This is a genomic window from Burkholderia sp. PU8-34 (genome assembly GCF_053427725.1).
On the sequence record NZ_JBSAXC010000002.1, the window covers coordinates 248,730 to 269,679 of the forward strand.

The window sequence follows — 20,950 nt, forward strand, 5'->3', positions numbered from 1 at the left end:
CGTCCGCCTGACGCTGCTACAGTCGTCGGTCCCATTCCCTCAAGCGGAGCGTATTGCGATGAAGCTGATCGGCATGCTGGATTCCCCGTTCGTGCGGCGGGCCGCCATCTCGGCGAAGCTGCTCGACCTGCCGTTCGAACACCAGTCGGTGTCGGTGTTCCGGCAATTCGACACGTTCAAGGCGGTCAACCCGGTCGTGAAGGCACCGACGCTCGTCACCGACGATGGGGCGACGCTGATCGATTCGTCCCTGATCGTCGACTACCTCGATCACCTCGTCGCGCCGGAGCGGCGCCTGTTGCCCGAAGCGCCGGACGCGCGGCTGCGCGCGCTCGTGCCGATCGGTTTCGCGCTGGCGGCGGCCGAGAAGACGGTGCAGGTCGTCTACGAGCACGGGCTGCGCCCGGCCGACAAGCTGCACCAGCCGTGGCTCGACCGCGTGCTCGGCCAGCTCGAGGCCGCGTATGGCGAACTGGAGCGGCACGTCGCGGGCGTGGACGGCTGGCTCGGCGGCGCGCGCGTGATGCAGGCCGACGTGACGGTCGCGGTCGCGTGGCGCTTCACGCAGTTCATGACGGCCGACTATCAGGCGCTGGCCCGCATCGATCCGGCCCGATATCCGGCGCTCGTTGCGCATTCCACACGTGCGGAGGCGCTGCCGGCCTTCGTCGAGACGCCGCTCGCGTAGCGCCTGCGCACGTCCGGGCGGGTTGCCGGACGCGCACCACGGCCCGGCCGCCCACCCGCGGGCCGTGCCCGGCACCGGCGGCGGACTGGCGTCGTCGCCTGAGCGCCCGCCGTCCTGGGTGCCGGCATCGCGATTATTTACTCCAGCCGACAAGTGACTTCGTTTTCGCGAGATTTATCCGGGCGCCCGCGATCCCTAGAATTCACTCCATCGAATACCGCATTGCCAGATGGAGTCGATGATGAAAGCCCTGATCGAATCGAGCCTGTTTCACCCGTCCGTCGTGTTGCCGCTTGCCGCGCTGACGCAGCTGATGGTCGAGCGCGATTTCAATCTCGGCCAGGTCGGCCTGATCGTCGCGGCGCGCGGCGCGCAGGCGGCGGTGTCGCGCTCGCGTGCGCTGCTCTTCTGCCGTCATTGCGAGGCGCAAGCATGAGCGCGGGGGTCCCGCAACGATGAAAAAAGCCCGGCCAGCGCAAGCCGGTCGGGCTGTCGGGCCGGGCGACCGGCCATTCGATGAAACCCCGGCACTGTCGGGGTTTTTTGTTTCCGCAGACGTTTGCCGGCGTCTATGCACGGGCACCTTTGCACGGCACCTATGCACGGCACCTATGCGCGGGCACCTATGCGTGGGCGCCTATGCACCGAACTTGTGCACGGCACTTAAGCACGGCACTTAAGCACGGCACTTAAGCACGCGCGGTGGACACCACGACGTACACGTCCGAATCATCTTCGTCGTCGCGCAGCCGGCGCGCGAGCTGATGTGCCTCGCGGCGCGTCGCGACGGCGGGAGGCGAGCCCGGCAACGGCTGGCGCGCGGTTTCGGCGAGCGCGACAACCGACACGATGCCGATCACGGCCGCGCCCATCATGTAGTACGCGGGCATCATCAGGTTGCCGGTCACGTCGACGAGCCAGGCGGTGACGAGCGGCGTCGTGCCGCCGAACAGCGACACCGACACGTTGAAGCCGATCGCGAGCGCGCCGTAGCGGATCTCGGTCGGGAACAGCGCCGGCAGCGCCGACGGCATCACGCCGGTGAAGCACGACAGCAGCACGCCGAGCATCAGCAGGCCGCCGAACACGGCCGCCGTGGTGCCGGCGTGGATCAGCATCATCGCCGGGATCGACAGCACCAGCAGGCCGACGCAGCCGGCGAGCATCACGGGCTTGCGGCCGACCTTGTCGGACAGGCGGCCGGCGGCGAGCGTCATCGGCATCATCAGGATCATCACGAGAAGCACCAGCACGAGGCTGTGCGATTCGTCGAAGTGCAGCGTCGACGACATGAAGCTCGGCAGGTACGACAGCACCATGTAGTCGGTCACGTTGAAGATCAGCACGAGGCCGACACACAGCAGCAGCGGGCGCCAGTTGGCGAACAGCGTCTCGCGGAAGCGTGCCTTCGGCACGGCCTTGTCCTGCGCTTCGCGGGCTTCGGCCTGGCGCTTGAACGCCGGGGTTTCCTCGAGCTTCATCCGGATATAGAGCCCGATCAGGCCGAGCGGGCCCGCGATCAGGAACGGCACGCGCCAGCCCCACGACAGCAGCGCTTCCTGCGACAGCGACGCGGTGAGCAGCGCGACGACGCCCGCGCCCAGCACGTAGCCGATCAGCGTGCCGAACTCGAGGAAGCTGCCCATGAAACCGCGGCGCTTGTCGGTCGAGAATTCGGCGATGAAGGTGGCGGCGCCGCCGTATTCACCGCCCGTCGAGAAGCCCTGCACGAGGCGGGCGACGAGCAGCAGCACGGGCGCCATGATGCCGATCGATGCATAGCTCGGGATCAGGCCGATCGCGAACGTGCCGACGGCCATCATGATCATCGTCGCGGCGAGCACGCGCTGGCGGCCGATGCGGTCGCCGAGCGGGCCGAACACCATGCCGCCGAGCGGGCGCACGAGGAACGCCGCGGCGAACGTGCCGAAGGTCGCGAGCAGTTGCGCGGACGGGCTGCTGGACGGGAAGAACACCTTGCCGAGCGTGACGGCGATGTAGCTGTAGACGCCGAAGTCGAACCATTCCATCGCATTGCCGATGGCCATCGCGCTGACGGCGCGCTTGAGGAGACTCTGGTCGACGACGGTGATGTCGTCGGCGACGAGCGGGGCGCCGTCGGACGGCGTGGAAGAGGCAGCGGTCGGGCTGACGTGTGTTGCGGTCAAGGTCTTGCACTCCTTTGACTGCGCCGGACGGTGGGCCGTCCGACACGGTTTGCCGGCAAGCGCGGTGTCGCACGCGGTGCGTCGGGGCAGGCCATTAAGCGCTTACTGCGAAAAAGGGGCTGCTTCGACGCGGGCCCGGCGGGCCGTCGCGACTTGGCGCTCATGAAGAAGGGGCCGCGTGATGCGTGCGGCAGCCGATGCGAACCGGGATCCGGTGCTCCGGCAGACGCCCCGGAAGGGCGGCGAAACGAGAAAAGCAGGCCCGACGGGCGCGCTTTCCTGTGGGTGCAATTTCGATCGAAGCAACGCCGCGCAGCGCGCGAACGGACTTCTCTCAAAATCGAAATGACAGAGATTGAATGTTGAAACAGGCGACATGTTAGCACGATGGCAGACGATCGTGCAAATTGTCGGGTGGATTGCCGGGAGGCGCCCGTGTGGCGGGGCTCGCTCGGGTATGATCGGCGGCGCGTAACGGAGGCGATTTGCGGCTGATTTGAGGTCGATATGGGGCTGTATCGGGGGCGTGCCTGCCGCGAAACGCAGGCTGAAAAGACGAGAATCCGGATGACCGAACTGATGAAGATCGCGGCGCTGTTCGCCGCCACCGCGCTGGCCGAAATCGTCGGCTGCTACCTGCCGTGGCTCGTGCTGAAGGCGGGGCGGCCGGTCTGGCTGCTGGTGCCCGCCGCGCTGTCGCTCGCGCTGTTCGCGTGGCTGCTGACGCTGCACCCGAGCGCGGCCGGGCGCACCTATGCGGCGTACGGCGGGATGTACATCGCGGTCGCGCTGGTGTGGCTGCGCGCGGTCGACGGTGTCGCGCTGACGCGCTGGGACGCCGCCGGCGCGGCGCTCGCGCTGGCCGGCATGGCTGTCATCGCGCTGCAGCCGCGCACGTGAGCGTTCGGCCGCAGCACGACGGGATCACGACGCGTCGCCCGCCGCGGCCGTCTGGCGCCACACGCACGTGCCCTTGACCGACTTGTCGAGCTCGTCGAGTTGCGCGTGGTGCGCGGCGAGCTCGTCGTCGCTCGCGGCCAGCACCGGCAGGTCGAGCGACGCGAGCGACACGCGCTGGCCGTTCGCGCCGCCACCGTCGGCCGAGTCGTCGTCGAGCATGTCGATCACGAGGCTGTCCTGGCCGCGCGTCATCGCGAGGTAGACCTCGGCGAGCAGCTCCGAGTCGAGCAGTGCGCCGTGCAGCGTCCGGTGCGCGTTGCTGATGCCGAAGCGGTCGCACAGTGCGTCGAGCGAATTGCGCTTGCCGGGGAACATCTGCTTCGCCTGCACGAGCGTGTCGATCACGCCCCCGCAATGCTCGGTGAAGGGCGGCAGGCCGAGCAGCGCGAATTCGGCGTCGAGGAAGCCGAGGTCGAACGGTGCATTGTGGATGATCAGCTCGGCGTCCTTGACGAAGTCGCGGATCTGGTCGGCGACCTCCGCGAACTTCGGCTTGTCGCTCAGGAACTCGGTCGTGAGGCCGTGCACGGCGAGTGCGCCCGGATCGCTGTCGCGCTCGGGGTTCACGTAGAAGTGCAGGTTGTTGCCGGTGAGCCGCCGGTTCAGCAGCTCGACGCAGCCGATTTCGATGAGGCGGTCGCCCGTGCGGGCGTTCAGGCCGGTGGTTTCGGTATCGAGAATGATCTGGCGCATGTCGGGAAAACAGGGGAAACGAAAGGGGTCAGGCCGCGAGCGATTCGACGCCACGGTTCGCGAGCGCGTCCGCGCGCTCGTTCTCCGGGTGGCCGGCGTGGCCCTTCACCCAGCGCCATTCGACTTCATGTTGCGCGACGAGCGCGTCGAGGCGCTTCCACAGGTCGGCATTCTTCACGGGCGTCTTCGATGCGGTGATCCAGCCCTTCTTCTTCCAGCCGTGAATCCACTCGCTGATGCCTTTCTGCACGTACTGCGAATCGGTGTGCACGATCACGCGGCACGGGCGCTTCAGCGCTTCGAGCGCGGCGATCACGCCCATCAGCTCCATGCGGTTGTTGGTCGTGTTCGGCTCGCCGCCGAACAGCTCCTTCTCGCGGTCGCCGTAGCGCATCAGCGCGCCCCAGCCGCCGGGGCCGGGATTGCCCTTGCAGGCGCCGTCGGTGTAGATGTCGATGGTGTCGGTTGTCATGAACGTTCTTGATGGGTGGTCGGGGAGGCCGCCGGCGCGAGGCCCGGCGCGAGCACGGGCTTCTTCATCCTGATCTGGCCGACGAGGCGCATGCCGCGCACGCGCTTGACGGCCGTCACCATGTAGACGGCGCCGAAGATCGGCCACCAGCGGTCGCCCGCGGCTTCCATGAAGCCGAAGCGGGCGAGCCATTTGTCGGAGACGAGCGGCGGCCGGTAGCAGCCGAAGCGGCCGCGCTCGAGATCGAAGCCGAGCAGCTTGATCCAGTCCTTCAGCCGGATGAACGCGATCTGGTCGCGCGCGGACGGCACGAACGGCCGGTTCGCCATTTTGCCGAACGATTGCCGCATCCCCCACAGGCTGAGGGAGTTGAAGCCGGTGATCACGAGCTGGCCTTCCGGCATCAGCACGCGTTCGGCCTCGCGCAACAGGCGGTGCGGGTCGGACGTGAATTCGAGCGTGTGCGGCATCACGATCAGATCGACGCTCTGCGATTCGAACGGCAGGTCGAGCAGATCGCACCACGTGGTGCTGCGACCGGCCGGCGCATGCTCCGGCGCGTGCGCTTCGCGCGCCCACGGATACTGGTAGGGCGCGCTCGCGCCGCTCGCCGGATCGAGCACGAGGCCGCGGTACGGCATGCGGTTCTCGCGCAATGCGTCGAGTTGCGGCAGGCCGAGCTGCAGCGCGTGGAACCCGAATACGTCCGACACGAAGCGGTCGAGTTGCGCCTGCTCCCAGCCCAGCACGTAGCGGCCGGGCGGCGATTCGGTCCAGGCTGGCCAGTCTATAATTTGTCGATCAGACATAGCAATGATTGCGCGCCCATGAACGAGCTGGAATACGTGCCGGTACCGGCATTCGAGGACAACTACATCTGGCTCGTGTCGGACGGCAGCGATGCGATCGCCGTCGATCCGGGCGAAGCCGCTCCGGTGCGCCGGATTCTCTCCGAAAGAGGCTGGCGGTTGACCGCTATTTTACTCACGCACCACCATGCCGACCATGTCGGCGGTGTCGCCGACCTCATCGCTGGCCAACCGGACGATGCGCCGCTCGCCGTCTACGGCCCGGCGGCCGAGGCGATCGGCGTCGTCACGCACCCGCTCGCGGGCGGTGACCGCGTGACGCTTCGCGCGCCCGCGCTGACGTTCGACGTGCTCGACGTGCCGGGCCACACGCGCGGCCACATCGCGTACTTCCAGGCGGCCGGTCAAGGCGCGGCCAGCCGAGGCACGGCCGGTCAAGGCGCGGCCGGTCAAGGCGCGGCCGCGCCGCACGTGTTCTGCGGCGACACGCTGTTCTCGTGCGGCTGCGGCCGCCTGTTCGAAGGCACGCCCGCGCAGATGCTCGCGTCGCTCGACGCGCTCGCGGCGCTGCCCGGCGACACGCGCGTGCACTGCGCGCACGAATACACGTTGTCGAACATCCGCTTCGCGCTCGCCTGCGAGCCCGGCAACGCGGCGCTCGCGGCCTGGCGCGACGAGGCGGCCGCGCGCCGCGCGCGCGGGGTGCCGACGCTGCCGACGACGATCGCGCACGAGCGCGCGGTCAATCCGTTCATGCGTTCCGACAGCGCCGCGATTCACGCGACGCTCGAAGCGCAGCTGCACGAATCGGTGCCGGATCGCCTTAAGGCATTCACGCTGATGCGCGAGTGGAAAAACCGGTTCCGATGACGTTTTTCGGGAGGACTCCAAAGCTCATCCAGAGTCTGTAAAAATTGCACCAAATATCAGATTTCACTGAGTTTTCGGTGTTTTTATTGACGTGAAGCACGCACTTCCGTAGTATCGCCAGCAATTTCCAGCCGTCGGAACCCGAGATTTTCATGCGATTTTTATTGAGTGCGATGTTGGTCCTGCTGCTCGCCGCATGTGCGAGCCAGGGGCCTGTCGCCAATTCCGCCGCCGATCCCCAGGCGGACGCCGCCACCTACCTCCGCAAATCCGCCACCGCCAAAGAAACCGTCGACGTCGACAAGCAGTCCGTCGGCGATCTGACCAGTGCCGACACCGATCTTTGGGCGCGCATCCGCCGCGGTTTCCAGATGCCCGACCTGCAGAGCGACCTCGTCGACATGCAGACCACGTGGTACACGCAGCGTCCCGATTACGTGCAGCGCATGACCGAGCGCTCGCAGAAGTATCTGTACCACATCGTCGAGGAACTCGAGGCGCGCCACATGCCGACCGAGCTCGCGCTGCTGCCGTTCATCGAATCGGCCTACAACCCGCAGGCGCTGTCGGTCGCGAAGGCCGCGGGCATGTGGCAGTTCATGCCGGGCACCGGCCGCACGTACAACCTGAAGCGGAACATGTGGCAGGACGAGCGGCGCGACGTGCTCGCGTCGACGAGCGCGGCGCTCGACTACCTGTCGCGCCTGCATGACATGTTCGGCGACTGGTATCTTGCGCTCGCCGCGTACAACTGGGGCGAGGGCAATGTGCAGCGCGCGATCGCGCGCAACCAGGCGGCCGGCCTGCCGACCGACTACCAGAGCCTGCGGATGCCGAACGAGACGCGCAACTACGTGCCGAAGCTGCAGGCGGTGAAGAACATCATCGCGAACCCGCAGCAGTTCGGCCTCGCGCTGCCGGACATCCCGAACCACCCGTATTTCGTGACGGTCACCACATCGCGCGACATCGACGTGACGGTCGCCGCGAAGCTCGCGAACCTGCCGCTCGACGAATTCAGGTCACTGAACCCGTCGTTCTCGAAGCCGGTGATCCTCGGCGCGACCGAGCCGCAGATCCTGCTGCCGTTCGACAATGCGTCGGCATTCGAGAAGAGCCTGAAGTCGTACGACGGGCAGCTGTCGACGTGGACGACGTATACCGTCACCGAGCGCGCGCGCCCGGCGGCGATCGCCGAGAAGATCGGCGTCGATGCGGACACGCTGATGTCGGTGAACAAGATTCCGGCCGGCATGCGCCTGAAGCCCGGTTCGACGATCGTCGTGCCGCGCGGCAACGACGACGACGAGGACATCAGCGCGGACGTCGCGGAAAACGGCGTGCTGGCGATGGAGCCGGACGTGCCCGACACGCGCAAGATGCTGATCCGCGTGCGCCGCAAACAGGCGATGGCGGCGATCGCAGGCCGTTATGGCGTGTCGGTCGGTCAGCTGAAGGCATGGAACCGTACGCACCGCGATCTCGTGATGCCGGGCCAGACGCTCGTGCTGCACGTGCCGGTCGGCCGCGCGGTGCCCGCGGAACCTGGTCCGGAAAAGATCGCGACGTCGGTCGGCGGCGGGCATATCGAGCGTGCGAGCCTGTCGACGGGCGGCAAGGCGAAGCGCGGTGCCGCGAAGTCGGCAGCGAAAGCCAAGGGCGCACCGGCAAAGGCCGCGCCGAAGGCCGCCGCGACGCACAAGGGCAAGAAGAAGTAAGCGGGCCGCCCGGCGCGGCCACCCGCGCCACCCGGATGCTATATCATCTGATGAAAACGCCGTCACCGAGGTGACGGCGTTTTCGTTTCTGCGCGTTGTGCGGGCCGGATGGTATCGGAAGGAGGGGCAATGTCGCTGGTGCAGGTGAGGGTGCTCGGATTGTTCGCGATCGGGTATTTCGTGTCCTATGTGTTTCGCGGCGTCAATCTCGGCTTCGCGCCATTCGTCACGCACGAACTCGGGCTGTCGGCCGCCGATCTCGGCCTGCTCACCAGTCTCTATTTCCTCGGCTTCGCCGGCGCGCAGATTCCGGCCGGCGTGCTGCTCGACCATATCGGCTCGCGCCGTGTCGCGGCCGGCATGCTGCTGTTCGCCGCCGCGGGCGCCGCGGTGTTCGGCGCCGCGCACGGACTCGGCACGATGATGGCCGGCCGGCTGCTGATCGGCGTCGGCGTGTCCGTCTGTCTCGGTGCGGCGTTCAAGGCGCTCGCCGAGCATTTCCCGATCGGCCGGCTGCCGCTCGTCAACGGGCTCGTGATGGCGGTCGGCGGGCTCGGCGGCGTCGTGGTCGGTTCGCCGCTCAACTGGCTGCTCGGCTGGACGAGCTGGCGCGCGGTGTGCGGCGGGCTCGCGGTGATGACGCTCGCGGTCGCGGCCGCGATCTGGTTCGGCGCTCCCGACGTGAAGCAGGTCCGTCATCAGGGCGGCATCGTCAGCCAGTTCAAGGGCACCTGGCACATCCTGTCGAGCCGTGCGTTCTGGAAGATCGCATCGTTCTCTGTCGTCACGCAGGGCGTGTTCTATGCGATGCAGTCGCTGTGGGTCGGGCCGTACCTGCGCGACGTCGCCGGGCTCGACGCGTCGCACGCCGCGCGCCTCGTGTCGGTGCTCGGCTTCGCGATGATGGCCGGCTGCGTCGGCTTCGGCGCCGCGGCGCGTGCGCTGGAGCGGCGCGGCGTGTCCGTGTACGCGTTCTGCGGCGTCGGGATGGCGCTGTTCGTCGCGACGCAATTCGCGATCGTCGCGCGCGTGCCGCTGCCGGCGGCGGTTCTGTGGGCCGCGTACGGGATGTTCGGCGGGGTCGGCATCCTGACTTACGCGGTCATGGCCGGACACTTTCCGGTGCACCTGATCGGGCGCGCGAACACGACGCTCACGCTGGTCATCTTCCTGCTGATCTTCGCGTTCCAGATCGGCATCGGCGCAGTGCTGTCGCACTGGCCGGCGGTCGACGGCCGCTATCCGGCCGCCGCGCACCTGAGCGCCTGGGCCATGCTGCTCGCGCTGCAACTCGCCAGCGCGGTGTGGTACCTGTGGCCCGCGCGGGCGGCAGCCACTGGTCAAGCAAGCCGATAGAGGGGTACGCTGGAGCGTGGCGCAGTTCCGGAAATGGGGCCGCAATGTGTCCGAAGCGGGCTCGAAGCGGGTTCGACGCGGGCCCGAAGCGGGTTCGACGCGGGCCCGAAGCGGGCCCGAAGCGGGGCTGCAATCGGGCTGCAATGCGCGGCGGCCACCGCCGATTCGTCCGGCCGGTTCATCGCGGTCGACTGGGGCGGGCCACGTCGTCAATGGGACCGAGGCGGCTTCGTCGATCGGAAGACGCGGCCACCTTGGTGGAAACAACGGCCAGATCGATTGAAGATAGGGCCATTTTCAAGCTATAATTTGAAAGTTTGTGCTGATCAACCTCGCACCCTAGCGCCTACCTCACTCATCCCGTTCATCCGCCGCACGCCGCTTGCCGGGCGATGCCGCGAAGCCTCGTGCGCGCCGCGCCGGGTTCGCGCGTCGACAACGCAGGCCGTGTCCAGCTAGCGACCGCGCGCGCCTACGCAGCGCGGCGCTCGCGCGGCAGGGTAGACAGGTCGGCAGCAGGGTGTTCCCCAAGGAGCCTCCCGTGTTGCCGTCTTTTTCTCCCGCTTTGCTCGCACTTGCCGACGGCACGGTCTTTCGTGGTTATTCGATCGGGGCCGCTGGCCATACGATCGGCGAAGTCGTGTTCAACACCGCGATCACCGGCTATCAGGAAATCCTGACTGACCCGAGCTACGCGCGCCAGATCGTCACGCTCACCTATCCGCATATCGGCAACGTCGGCGTCAACGCCGAGGATGTCGAAGCCACGAAAGTCCATGCCGCCGGCCTGATCGTCCGCGATCTGCCCGCACTCGCGTCGAACTTCCGCATGGACCGCACGCTCGGCGATTACCTGCGCGACGAAGGCGTCGTCGCGATCGCCGGCATCGATACCCGCAAGCTGACCCGCATCCTGCGCGACAAGGGCGCGCAGAACGGCTGCATCCTCGCGGGCTCGGACGACGAGGCGAAGGCGATCGAGCTCGCGCGCTCGTTCCCGGGCCTCGCGGGCATGGATCTCGCGAAGGTCGTGTCGACCACGAAGCCGTTCGAATGGAAGCAGAGCGAATGGAAGCTCGGCAGCGGCTACGGGATGCAGGAAGCGCCGAAGTACCGCGTCGTCGCGTACGACTTCGGCGTCAAGTACAACATCCTGCGCATGCTCGCCGAGCGCGGCTGCCACGTGACGGTGCTGCCGGCGCAGGCGAGCGCGGCGGAAGCGCTCGCGCTGAATCCGGACGGCATCTTCCTGTCGAACGGCCCCGGCGATCCGGAGCCGTGCGACTACGCGATCGCGGCGGCAAAGGAGTTCATCGAGCGCGGCGTGCCGACTTTCGGCATCTGCCTCGGCCACCAGATCATGGGTCTGGCGGTCGGCGGCAAGACGCTCAAGATGAAGACGGGCCACCATGGCGCGAACCACCCGGTCAAGGATCTCGGCGACGGCCGCGTGGTGATCACGTCGCAGAACCATGGCTTCGCGGTCGACGCCGACTCGCTGCCGGCCAACGCGCGCGTGACGCACGTGTCGCTGTTCGACGGCACGCTGCAGGGCTTCGAACTGACCGACAAGCCGGCATTCTGCTTCCAGGGCCACCCGGAAGCGTCGCCCGGCCCGCACGATATCGGCTATCTGTTCGACCGCTTCACCGCGCTGATGGACGCGGCGAAGCAGCGCAGCGCTTAACTGACTGAAGCACGGGAGGCTCGCATCATGTTCGGTCATGCACTCGGCATCACGGATCTCTGGACCTACGTGTTCGGCGTGATCTTCATCATCCTGCTGCCGGGGCCGAATTCGATGTACGTGCTGTCGCTCGCGGCGCAGCGCGGCGTGAAGGCCGGCTATCGCGCGGCCTGCGGCGTGTTCGTCGGCGACACCGTGCTGATGGTGCTGTCCGCGGCCGGCGTCGCGTCGCTGCTGAAGGCGAATCCGCTGCTGTTCTCCGTCGTCAAGTACGGCGGTGCCGCGTATCTGCTCTACATCGGCACCGGCATGCTGCGCGGCGCGTGGCGCAAGCTGCGCGCGCCGGCCGGCGCGGCCGGCGCGGCTGTCGAAGCGCCGCGCGCGGTCGACGGCGACAAGCCGTTCCGCAAGGCGCTGGTCGTGAGCCTCCTGAATCCGAAGGCGATCCTGTTCTTCATCTCGTTTTTCATCCAGTTCGTCGACCCGGCGTTCCCGCATCCCGCGCTGCCGTTCTTCGTGCTCGGGGCGATCGCGCAGTGCGCGAGCTTCCTGTACCTGAGCACGCTGATCTTCGCGGGTGCACGGCTCGCCGAGCATTTCCGCCGCCGCCGCAAGCTCGCGGCAGGCGCGGCGAGCAGCGTGGGCGGCCTGTTCATCGGTTTTTCCGTGAAGCTCGCGCTCGCGACGATGGGCTGAGCGCAGCCGGCCGCCACACGACAACGATTACTTATTGAATTATCAAGCCATGCCAAAACGCACAGACATCAACAGCATCCTCATCATCGGCGCCGGCCCGATCATCATCGGCCAGGCGTGCGAGTTCGACTATTCGGGCGCGCAGGCGTGCAAGGCACTGCGTGAGGAAGGCTACAAGGTCATTCTCGTCAACAGCAACCCGGCGACGATCATGACCGACCCGAACACGGCCGACGTGACCTACATCGAGCCGATCACGTGGGAAGTCGTCGCACGCATCATCGAGAAGGAGCGCCCGGACGCGATCCTGCCGACGATGGGCGGCCAGACCGCGCTGAACTGCGCGCTCGACCTGCATCACCACGGCGTGCTCGAGAAGTTCGGCGTCGAGCTGATCGGCGCATCGCCGGAAGCGATCGACAAGGCGGAAGACCGCCAGAAGTTCAAGGACGCGATGACCAAGATCGGTCTCGGCTCAGCGAAGTCGGGCGTTGCGCATTCGATGGAAGAGGCGACCCAGGTGCACGCCGAGATCATGGCGGAGACGGGCGGCAGCGGCTACCCGGTCGTGATCCGTCCGTCGTTCACGCTCGGCGGCTCGGGCGGCGGCATCGCGTACAACCGCGAAGAGTTCGAAGAGATCTGCAGGCGCGGCCTCGATCTCTCTCCGACGCGCGAGCTGCTGATCGAGGAATCGCTGCTCGGCTGGAAGGAATACGAGATGGAAGTCGTGCGCGACCGCGCCGACAACTGCATCATCGTCTGCTCGATCGAGAACCTCGACCCGATGGGCGTGCACACCGGCGACTCGATCACGGTCGCGCCGGCGCAGACGCTCACCGACAAGGAATACCAGATCCTGCGTAACGCGTCGCTCGCGGTGCTGCGCGAGATCGGCGTCGACACGGGCGGCTCGAACGTGCAGTTCTCGATCAACCCGAAGGACGGCCGCATGGTCGTCATCGAGATGAACCCGCGCGTGTCGCGTTCGTCGGCGCTCGCATCGAAGGCGACCGGCTTCCCGATCGCGAAGGTCGCGGCAAAGCTGGCCGTCGGCTACACGCTCGACGAGCTGAAGAACGAAATCACCGGCGGCCAGACCCCGGCGTCGTTCGAGCCGACGATCGACTACGTCGTCACGAAGATCCCGCGCTTCGCGTTCGAGAAATTCCGTGAAGCCGATTCGCGCCTGACGACGCAGATGAAGTCGGTCGGCGAAGTGATGGCGATCGGCCGCACGTTCCAGGAATCGTTCCAGAAGGCGCTGCGCGGCCTCGAAGTCGGCGTGGATGGCCTCGACGAGAAGTCGACCGACCGCGACGAGATCGCGATCGAGATCCACGAGCCGGGCCCGGACCGCATCTGGTACGTCGGCGATGCATTCCGCATCGGCATGACGGCCGAGGAAATCTTCGCGGAAACGGCGATCGACCCGTGGTTCCTCGCGCAGATCGAGCAGATCATCCAGAAGGAAAAGGCGCTCGCGGGCCGCGCGGTTGCGTCGCTGTCGTTCGACGAGCTGCGCTACCTGAAGCAGAGCGGCTTTTCCGACCGCCGCCTCGCGAAGCTGCTCGGCGCGACGCCGGCCGACGTGCGCGCGCGCCGTCTCGAGCTGAACGTGCGCCCGGTCTACAAGCGCGTCGACACCTGCGCGGCCGAGTTCGCGACGAAGACGGCCTACATGTACTCGACCTACGAGGAAGAGTGCGAGGCGCAGCCGACCAACAACAAGAAGATCATGGTGCTGGGCGGCGGCCCGAACCGGATCGGCCAGGGCATCGAGTTCGACTACTGCTGCGTGCACGCGGCACTCGCGATGCGCGAGGACGGCTATGAAACGATCATGGTCAACTGCAACCCGGAAACGGTGTCGACCGACTACGACACGTCCGACCGCCTGTACTTCGAGCCGCTGACGCTCGAAGACGTGCTCGAGATCGTCGACAAGGAAAAGCCGGTCGGCGTGATCGTCCAGTACGGCGGCCAGACGCCGCTGAAGCTCGCGCTCGACCTCGAGGCGCACGGCGTGCCGATCGTCGGCACGTCGCCGGACATGATCGATGCGGCCGAAGACCGCGAACGCTTCCAGAAGCTGCTGCAGGACCTCGGCCTGCGCCAGCCGCCGAACCGCACCGCGCGTGCCGAAGACGAAGCGCTCGCGCTGGCGGCCGAAATCGGCTACCCGCTCGTCGTGCGTCCGTCGTACGTGCTCGGCGGCCGCGCAATGGAAATCGTCCACGAGCCGCGCGACCTCGAGCGCTACATGCGCGAGGCCGTGAAGGTGTCGAACGATTCGCCGGTGCTGCTCGACCGCTTCCTGAACGACGCGATCGAATGCGACGTCGACTGCATCTGCGACGGCGACGCCGTGTTCATCGGCGGCGTGATGGAGCACATCGAGCAGGCGGGCGTCCACTCGGGCGACTCGGCATGCTCGCTGCCGCCGTACTCGCTGTCGAAGGAAACCGTCGCCGAGCTGAAGCGCCAGACGGGCGCGATGGCGAAGGCGCTGAACGTGGTCGGCCTGATGAACGTGCAGTTCGCGATCCAGCAGGTGCCGCAGGCGGACGGTTCGAAGCAGGACATCATCTACGTGCTGGAAGTGAACCCGCGCGCATCGCGCACGGTGCCGTACGTGTCGAAGGCAACCAGCCTGCCGCTCGCGAAGATCGCGGCGCGCGCGATGGTCGGCCAGAAGCTCGCGCAGCAGGGCGTGACGAAGGAAGTCGAGCCGCCGTACTTCAGCGTGAAGGAAGCGGTGTTCCCGTTCGTGAAGTTCCCGACCGTCGACCCGGTGCTCGGGCCGGAGATGCGTTCGACCGGCGAAGTGATGGGTGTCGGCCAGACGTTCGGCGAGGCGCTGTTCAAGTCGCAGCTCGCGGCAGGTTCGCGCCTGCCGGAATCGGGCACGGTGCTGCTGACCGTGATGGATGCGGACAAGCCGAAGGCGGTCGAAGTCGCGCGCATGCTGCATGACCTCGGCTATCCGATCGTCGCGACCAAGGGCACGGCTGCCGCGATCGAAGCGGCCGGCGTGCCGGTGAAGGTCGTCAACAAGGTGAAGGAAGGTCGTCCGCACATCGTCGACATGATCAGGAACGGCGAGATCGCGCTCGTGTTCACGACGGTCGACGAGACGCGCCAGGCGATTGCCGACTCGCGTTCGATCCGCATGAGCGCGCAGGCGCACAAGGTCACGTACTACACGACGATGTCCGGCGCGCGCGCGGCGGTCGAAGGCTTGCGCTACCTGAAGGACCTGGAAGTCTATGATTTACAAGGTCTTCACGCTCGCCTAAACTAAGCAGTCAGTTACCTGTCGAAGCAATACGTGCCGCGATTAAGCGGCGTTCCCGGTCAGCCGGGAATGCGCTTAATCGCGGTGATTTTTTTTATAGCCGTTTTTAGCGATTGAGCCGTTTATGAGCACCATTCCGTTGACAAAGCGTGGCGCAGAACAACTGCGCGATGAATTGCAGCGTCTCAAGTCCGTCGAGCGGCCTGCCGTGATCAATGCGATTGCGGAGGCTCGCGCGCAGGGCGACCTGTCTGAAAACGCCGAATACGATGCCGCGAAGGAAAAGCAGGGTTTCATCGAGGGTCGTATCGCGGAACTCGAATCGAAGCTGTCGGCCGCGCAGATCATCGACCCGACCGCGGTGGACGCGGACGGCCGCGTGGTGTTCGCGGCAACGGTTGAACTGGAAGATCTCGAATCGGGCGACACCGTCAAGTACCAGATCGTCGGCGACGACGAAGCCGACATCGATCATGGCCTGATCTCGGTCAGCTCGCCGATCGCACGCGCGCTGATCGGCAAGTCCGAAGGCGACGTCGCGGCCGTGCAGGCGCCGAGCGGCGTGCGCGAGTACGAAATCATCTCGGTCAGCTACATCTGAAGCGGGGCGACACGATGCCGCATCGCGTGTTCCGCCTGCTGTCGGCCGTGTGGGTCGGCAGCCTGCTGACGATCGGGTATGCAGTCGCGCCCGTGCTGTTCAATACGCTCGAGCGGATGACGGCCGGCTCGGTCGCCGCGCAGCTGTTTCGCATCGAGGCGATTCTCGGTGCGGTGTGCGGCGTGCTGCTGCTCGCGCTGTCGAACCAGCAGGTGCGGCGCGGCGTCGACGAATACCGCCGCGTGCGCTGGATTCTCGCGGCGATGGTCGCTTGCGTGCTGATCGGGTATTTCGCGCTGCAGCCGTTCATGAATGCGCTGCGGGTGGCCGCGATGGATGCTGGCACCGATATCGCGAACTCGCCGTACGCGAAGCGCTTCGGCATGTTGCACGGCGTCTCGAGCCTGTTCTACCTGGTCGAGAGCGTGCTGGGACTGATGCTGATCTGGAGGCTGCCGGCGCGCGACGCGTGAGCGCCGCGCGGGCCGGCGGACACCGGGCGGCGCGGAGCGCCGGCCCGGCACATCGACGGCTTACTTGTCCTGGAACGGGCGCTTCGTGCTCGCCTGACGCTTTTTCGCGCGCTTGACGGTGCCGCCGGCGGTCACGCGCTCGTTGCCGCGCACCGTCACCTTCTGCGGCTTCGGACGGCGCACCGGGCTCGCGTTCGGCGACACCTTGACGACCTTGACGGTGCGCGGTGCGCGGCCTTTCTTGTCGTCGGCGGCTTCGGCCGCGCTCGGCAGCGTGCCGGCACGACGGCCGCGGGCCGGCGCCGGGGCAACTGCCTCGGGCTTCCAGATCACGAGCAGCTTGCCGATATGCTGGATCGGCGCGGCGCTCAGCCGGTCGCAGATCTCGTCGTAGATCGCGATGCGCGCGTCGCGCTCGTCGCCGAACACGCGGATCTTGATCAGCTGGTGCGCGTCGAGGTGCACCTTGATTTCCTTCAGCACGGCGTCGGTGAGCCCTTCGGCGCCGATCAGCACGACCGGCTTGAGCGCATGGGCCTGGGAGCGCAGCGCGGAGCGCTCGGCGGGAGAAAGCGAAAGGGCGGGCATGGAATGTCGAATTCAAAATAGGGGCGCGCAACACGGGCATATGCCGCATCAGCCGCGCGCCGAAACCACGTAAAATCGCGGCGTGGGCCTGATTGAGGCCGCAGCCGCGCGAAGAAGACGCGTATTATCCGCCAAAAGCGCGGCTTCACGAAGCAAATGGCAGTAATCTCTCTCTCGAATGGCAAAGAACCGCTTCAACCAGCACTGGCTGCATGACCACATCAACGACCCGTACGTCAAAATGGCGCAGCGGGAAGGCTATCGCGCGCGCGCCGCGTACAAGCTGAAGGAAATCGACGAGCAGGACAAGCTGATCCGTCCGGGCCAGGTGATCGTCGATCTCGGCGCGGCGCCAGGCAGCTGGAGCCAGTACGCGCGCAACAAGCTCGCGCAGGGCAAGAAGCGCGACATGGCGCGCGAGGGCGGGATCGACGGCACGATCGTCGCGCTCGACATGCTGCCGATGGAGCCGATCGCCGACGTGCACTTCATCCAGGGCGACTTCCGCGAGGACGAGGTGCTGCATCAACTGGAGGCCGTCCTCGAAGGGCGCGAGGTGGACCTTGTAATTTCCGACATGGCCCCCAACCTGTCGGGGGTCGCCTCCGCGGACGCGGCGCGCATCGAGCACGTGTGTGATCTCGCGCTCGATTTCGCGCAGAATCACCTGAAGCCGGAAGGCGCGCTGCTGGTGAAGTGCTTCCACGGCAGCGGCTACAGCCAGATTGTCGAGAAATTCAAACAGCAGTTCAAGACGGTCGCGCCGCGCAAGCCCAAGGCGTCCCGCGACAAATCGTCCGAGACGTTCATTTTGGGGCGGCACCTGAAGCATCCGCGCTGACGGACCAGGGACCGCAAACGGGCTCCGGCCCTTGCCAGGCAAGCCATTCGCTATCGCGGCGGTTGTCAATGCTTATGGCGGGGGTGGTCGGACTGGATTAGAATGCCTGAGGAGCGCCGCAAGGAAGATGTAGGCGCTCGTCTACGAGTGAAGGAGTGGTGCTTTGAACAACAACATGTTTTCGAAAGCAGCAGTGTGGCTGGTGATCGCACTGGTGCTGTTTACCGTGTTCAAGCAGTTCGACAAGCCCCGCGTCCAGGAAGGCGTGTCCTATTCGCAGTTCATGGACGACGCCAAGAACGGCAAGGTCAAGAATGTCGTCGTGCAGGGGCGCAACCTCACCGTCACTCCGGCCGATGGCCAGAAATACCAGATCGTGTCGCCCGGCGACATTTGGATGGTCGGCGACCTGATGAAGTATGGCGTGCAGGTCAGCGGCAAGGCCGACGACGAGCCGAACGCGCTGATGTCCGCGCTGTATTACCTCGGGCCGACGATCCTGATCATCGGTTTCTGGTTCTACATGATGCGGCAGATGCAGGGGGGCGGCAAAGGCGGCGCGTTCTCGTTCGGCAAATCGCGTGCGCGGCTGATCGACGAGAACACCAACGCGGTCAACTTCTCCGACGTCGCGGGCTGCGACGAAGCGAAGGAAGAAGTGTCCGAGCTCGTCGACTTCCTGCGCGATCCGCAGAAATTCCAGAAACTCGGCGGCCGCATTCCGCGCGGCGTGCTGCTGGTCGGGCCTCCGGGTACCGGCAAGACGCTGCTGGCTCGTGCGATCGCGGGTGAAGCGAAGGTGCCGTTCTTCAGCATCTCGGGTTCGGACTTCGTCGAAATGTTCGTCGGCGTCGGCGCGGCCCGCGTGCGCGACATGTTCGAGCAGGCGAAGAAGCATGCGCCGTGCATCGTGTTCATCGACGAAATCGACGCGGTCGGCCGTCATCGCGGCGCCGGCATGGGCGGCGGAAACGACGAGCGCGAACAGACGCTGAACCAGATGCTCGTCGAGATGGACGGCTTCGAGGCGAATTCGGGCGTGATCGTGATCGCCGCGACCAACCGTTCCGACGTGCTCGACAAGGCGCTGCTGCGTCCGGGCCGTTTCGACCGTCAGGTCTATGTCGGCCTGCCGGACATCCGCGGCCGCGAGCAGATCATGCGCGTCCACCTGCGCAAGGTGCCGATCGCGAACGACGTCGACGCGGCAGTGATCGCACGCGGCACGCCGGGCTTCTCGGGTGCGGATCTCGCGAACCTCGTCAACGAGGCCGCGCTGTTCGCCGCCCGCCGCGGCAAGCGGATCGTCGAGATGCAGGACTTCGAGGACGCGAAGGACAAGATCTTCATGGGTCCGGAGCGCAAGTCGGCGGTGATCCGCGAGGAAGCGAAGCGCGCGACGGCGTACCACGAGTCGGGCCATGCGGTGATCGCGAAGCTGCTGCCGAAGGCCGATCCGGTGCACAAGGTCACGATCATCCCGCGCGGCCGTGCGCTGGGCGTCACGTGGCAGCTGCCGGAGCATGACAACGAGACGTATTCGAAGGATTACCTGCTCGACCGCCTCGCGATCCTGTTCGGCGGCCGCGTGGCCGAGGAGCTGTTCCTGAACCTGATCAGCACCGGCGCATCGGACGACTTCAACAAGGCGACGCAGACGGCGCGCGCGATGGTTGCCCGGTTCGGCATGACCGACGCGCTCGGGCCGATGGTCTACGTCGACGACGAGAACGAAGCCAGCCCGTTCGGCCGCGGCTTCACGCGGACGATCTCGGAAGCGACGCAGCAGAAGGTCGATGCGGAAATCCGCCGCGTGCTCGACGAGCAGTACGGCCTCGCACGCCGCCTGCTCGAAGAGAACCGCGACAAGGTCGAAGCGATGACGGCCGCGCTGATGGAGTGGGAGACGATCGACGCCGATCAGATCAACGACATCATGGAAGGGCGTCCGCCGCGCTCGCCGAAGAGCTCGCCGACCATTGGCGGCGATCCGTCGTCGGGCGGCAGCGGCGCCGAGGTCAAGCCGGGCAGCGCCACGGCGCCCGCATCGCCGGCATAATTTTCGCAGTAGTGCCGTTCACGGGCTGGTGTGGCTTCACACCGGCCCGTTTTGCATTCCTTACACGCTGGTTGCTCGTGTCCGACTCCGTTTCTCCCGCATTCATTCCTGCGCCGCTCCAGTGCGGCCGCTTCACGCTGACGTTCGGGCGCCCGCTCGTGATGGGCATCCTGAACGCGACACCCGATTCATTTTCCGACGGCGGCCGCTTCCTGGCTCGCGACGATGCGCTGCGCCAGGCCGAGCGGATGCTCGCCGAAGGCGCCGACATCCTCGACATCGGCGGCGAATCGACCCGTCCGGGCGCGCCGCCGGTGCCGCTCGACGAAGAACTCGCGCGCGTGATTCCGCTGATCGACGCATTGCGGCCGTTGAACGTGCCGCTGTCGATCGATACATACAAGCCGGCCGTGATGCGCGCGGCGCTGGCCGCCGGCGCGGACCTGATCAACGACATCTGGGGCTTTCGCCAGCGCGGTGCGATCGAGGCCGTGCGCGACGGCAACAGCGGCCTCTGTGCGATGCACATGCTCGGCGAGCCGCAGACGATGCAGGTGCACGAGCCCGATTATCGCGACGTGGTCACCGACGTGCGGGACTTCCTCGCCGCGCGTGCACACGCGCTGACGGACGCGGGCATTGCGGCGGAACGGATCTGCGTCGATCCCGGCTTCGGGTTCGGCAAGGCCGTCGTCGAACACAACTATGCGCTGCTCGCGGCGTTGCCGGAGACGGCGCCCGTGCGGCCCGACGGTCGGCCATATCCGATTCTCGCGGGGATGTCGCGCAAATCGATGCTCGGCGCGGTGATCGGCGGCAAGCCGCCGACGGAGCGTGTCGCGGCGAGCGTCGCGGCCGCGCTGTGCGCGGTGGAGCGGGGCGCCGCGATCGTGCGCGTGCACGACGTCGCGCAGACTGTCGATGCACTGAAAATATGGGAGGCCGTGCGGGGGGCCGCGCGGCATCAATAAGT

19 protein-coding genes are annotated in these 20,950 nt (G+C 66.6%); 14 read left to right on the forward strand and 5 right to left on the reverse strand.

Annotated elements, in window-relative coordinates; all coding sequences use genetic code 11:
• Positions 1–58 precede the first annotated feature (58 nt).
• Both ACV22Z_RS05845 and ACV22Z_RS05850 read left to right on the forward strand, forming a co-directional pair.
• A complete protein-coding gene (locus ACV22Z_RS05845) occupies positions 59–688 on the forward strand; it encodes a glutathione S-transferase family protein (protein WP_448075376.1) in 630 nt (209 codons plus the stop codon).
• A 229-nt stretch (positions 689–917) separates the two neighbouring features.
• Positions 918–1,124 carry a hypothetical protein gene (locus ACV22Z_RS05850; RefSeq protein ID WP_448075377.1) on the forward strand — a complete coding sequence of 69 codons (207 nt, stop codon included), beginning with the start codon at positions 918–920 and terminating at the stop codon, positions 1,122–1,124.
• A gap of 253 nt (positions 1,125–1,377) precedes the next feature.
• Here ACV22Z_RS05850 and proP read toward each other — a convergent pair whose 3' ends face one another.
• A complete protein-coding gene (gene proP, locus ACV22Z_RS05855) occupies positions 1,378–2,856 on the reverse strand; it encodes a glycine betaine/L-proline transporter ProP (RefSeq protein ID WP_448075378.1) in 1,479 nt (492 codons plus the stop codon).
• A 567-nt stretch (positions 2,857–3,423) separates the two neighbouring features.
• Here proP and ACV22Z_RS05860 point away from each other — a divergent pair.
• The gene (locus tag ACV22Z_RS05860) at positions 3,424–3,756 is read left to right on the forward strand and encodes a YnfA family protein (protein ID WP_448075379.1); all 333 of its coding nucleotides are present in this window, start codon (positions 3,424–3,426) and stop codon (positions 3,754–3,756) included.
• Positions 3,757–3,780: 24 nt separating this feature from the next.
• On the opposite strand, the gene dnaQ is transcribed toward ACV22Z_RS05860, so the two are convergent.
• From dnaQ to ACV22Z_RS05875, 3 genes are read right to left on the reverse strand one after another with little or no spacing between them, the layout of a single operon-like run.
• Positions 3,781–4,509: a DNA polymerase III subunit epsilon gene (gene dnaQ / locus ACV22Z_RS05865; protein WP_448075380.1), complete on the reverse strand. Its 729-nt coding sequence runs from the start codon at positions 4,507–4,509 to the stop codon at positions 3,781–3,783.
• Positions 4,510–4,537: 28 nt separating this feature from the next.
• Complete coding sequence (gene rnhA, locus ACV22Z_RS05870; RefSeq protein WP_448075381.1) at positions 4,538–4,981, reverse strand: ribonuclease HI; 444 nt, start codon at positions 4,979–4,981, stop codon at positions 4,538–4,540.
• Positions 4,978–5,790: a class I SAM-dependent methyltransferase gene (locus tag ACV22Z_RS05875; RefSeq protein WP_448075382.1), complete on the reverse strand. Its 813-nt coding sequence runs from the start codon at positions 5,788–5,790 to the stop codon at positions 4,978–4,980. Before ACV22Z_RS05875 ends, rnhA begins: the two co-directional genes overlap by 4 nt.
• 18 nt (positions 5,791–5,808) lie before the next feature.
• Here ACV22Z_RS05875 and gloB point away from each other — a divergent pair, with 18 nt between their 5' ends.
• The 8 genes from gloB to ACV22Z_RS05915 all read left to right on the forward strand — a co-directional run bounded on the left by gloB (position 5,809) and on the right by ACV22Z_RS05915 (position 16,489).
• Positions 5,809–6,660 (forward strand): hydroxyacylglutathione hydrolase, encoded by an 852-nt coding sequence (gloB, locus tag ACV22Z_RS05880; protein ID WP_448075383.1) that lies wholly within the window; start codon positions 5,809–5,811, stop codon positions 6,658–6,660.
• 152 nt (positions 6,661–6,812) lie between these two features.
• Positions 6,813–8,378 carry a transglycosylase SLT domain-containing protein gene (locus ACV22Z_RS05885; protein WP_448075384.1) on the forward strand — a complete coding sequence of 522 codons (1,566 nt, stop codon included), beginning with the start codon at positions 6,813–6,815 and terminating at the stop codon, positions 8,376–8,378.
• A gap of 129 nt (positions 8,379–8,507) precedes the next feature.
• The gene (locus ACV22Z_RS05890; RefSeq protein ID WP_448075385.1) at positions 8,508–9,734 is read left to right on the forward strand and encodes an MFS transporter; all 1,227 of its coding nucleotides are present in this window, start codon (positions 8,508–8,510) and stop codon (positions 9,732–9,734) included.
• A 541-nt stretch (positions 9,735–10,275) separates the two neighbouring features.
• A complete protein-coding gene (gene carA, locus ACV22Z_RS05895; protein WP_448075386.1) occupies positions 10,276–11,421 on the forward strand; it encodes a glutamine-hydrolyzing carbamoyl-phosphate synthase small subunit in 1,146 nt (381 codons plus the stop codon).
• A 27-nt stretch (positions 11,422–11,448) separates the two neighbouring features.
• Positions 11,449–12,117 carry a leucine efflux protein LeuE gene (gene leuE, locus ACV22Z_RS05900; RefSeq protein ID WP_448075387.1) on the forward strand — a complete coding sequence of 223 codons (669 nt, stop codon included), beginning with the start codon at positions 11,449–11,451 and terminating at the stop codon, positions 12,115–12,117.
• A 49-nt stretch (positions 12,118–12,166) separates the two neighbouring features.
• Positions 12,167–15,421: a carbamoyl-phosphate synthase large subunit gene (gene carB / locus ACV22Z_RS05905; RefSeq protein ID WP_448075388.1), complete on the forward strand. Its 3,255-nt coding sequence runs from the start codon at positions 12,167–12,169 to the stop codon at positions 15,419–15,421.
• A gap of 118 nt (positions 15,422–15,539) precedes the next feature.
• Complete coding sequence (gene greA / locus ACV22Z_RS05910; RefSeq protein ID WP_448075389.1) at positions 15,540–16,016, forward strand: transcription elongation factor GreA; 477 nt, start codon at positions 15,540–15,542, stop codon at positions 16,014–16,016.
• Positions 16,017–16,030: 14 nt separating this feature from the next.
• Positions 16,031–16,489, forward strand: a complete 459-nt coding sequence (locus ACV22Z_RS05915) for a DUF4149 domain-containing protein (protein ID WP_448075390.1) — start codon at positions 16,031–16,033, stop codon at positions 16,487–16,489.
• Between the two features lie 60 nt (positions 16,490–16,549).
• Here the strand turns inward: ACV22Z_RS05915 and ACV22Z_RS05920 are convergent, their stop codons facing one another.
• Positions 16,550–17,077 (reverse strand): YhbY family RNA-binding protein, encoded by a 528-nt coding sequence (locus ACV22Z_RS05920; RefSeq protein WP_448075391.1) that lies wholly within the window; start codon positions 17,075–17,077, stop codon positions 16,550–16,552.
• Between the two features lie 178 nt (positions 17,078–17,255).
• Here ACV22Z_RS05920 and ACV22Z_RS05925 point away from each other — a divergent pair, with 178 nt between their 5' ends.
• From ACV22Z_RS05925 to folP, 3 genes are all read left to right on the forward strand, one after another.
• Positions 17,256–17,918 (forward strand): RlmE family RNA methyltransferase, encoded by a 663-nt coding sequence (locus ACV22Z_RS05925; protein ID WP_448075392.1) that lies wholly within the window; start codon positions 17,256–17,258, stop codon positions 17,916–17,918.
• 163 nt (positions 17,919–18,081) lie between these two features.
• A complete protein-coding gene (ftsH, locus tag ACV22Z_RS05930) occupies positions 18,082–19,977 on the forward strand; it encodes an ATP-dependent zinc metalloprotease FtsH (protein WP_448075393.1) in 1,896 nt (631 codons plus the stop codon).
• 71 nt (positions 19,978–20,048) lie between these two features.
• On the forward strand, positions 20,049–20,948 hold the full coding sequence (folP, locus tag ACV22Z_RS05935; protein WP_448075394.1) for a dihydropteroate synthase: 900 nt from the start codon (positions 20,049–20,051) through the stop codon (positions 20,946–20,948).
• The last annotated feature ends 2 nt before the right edge of the window (positions 20,949–20,950 follow it).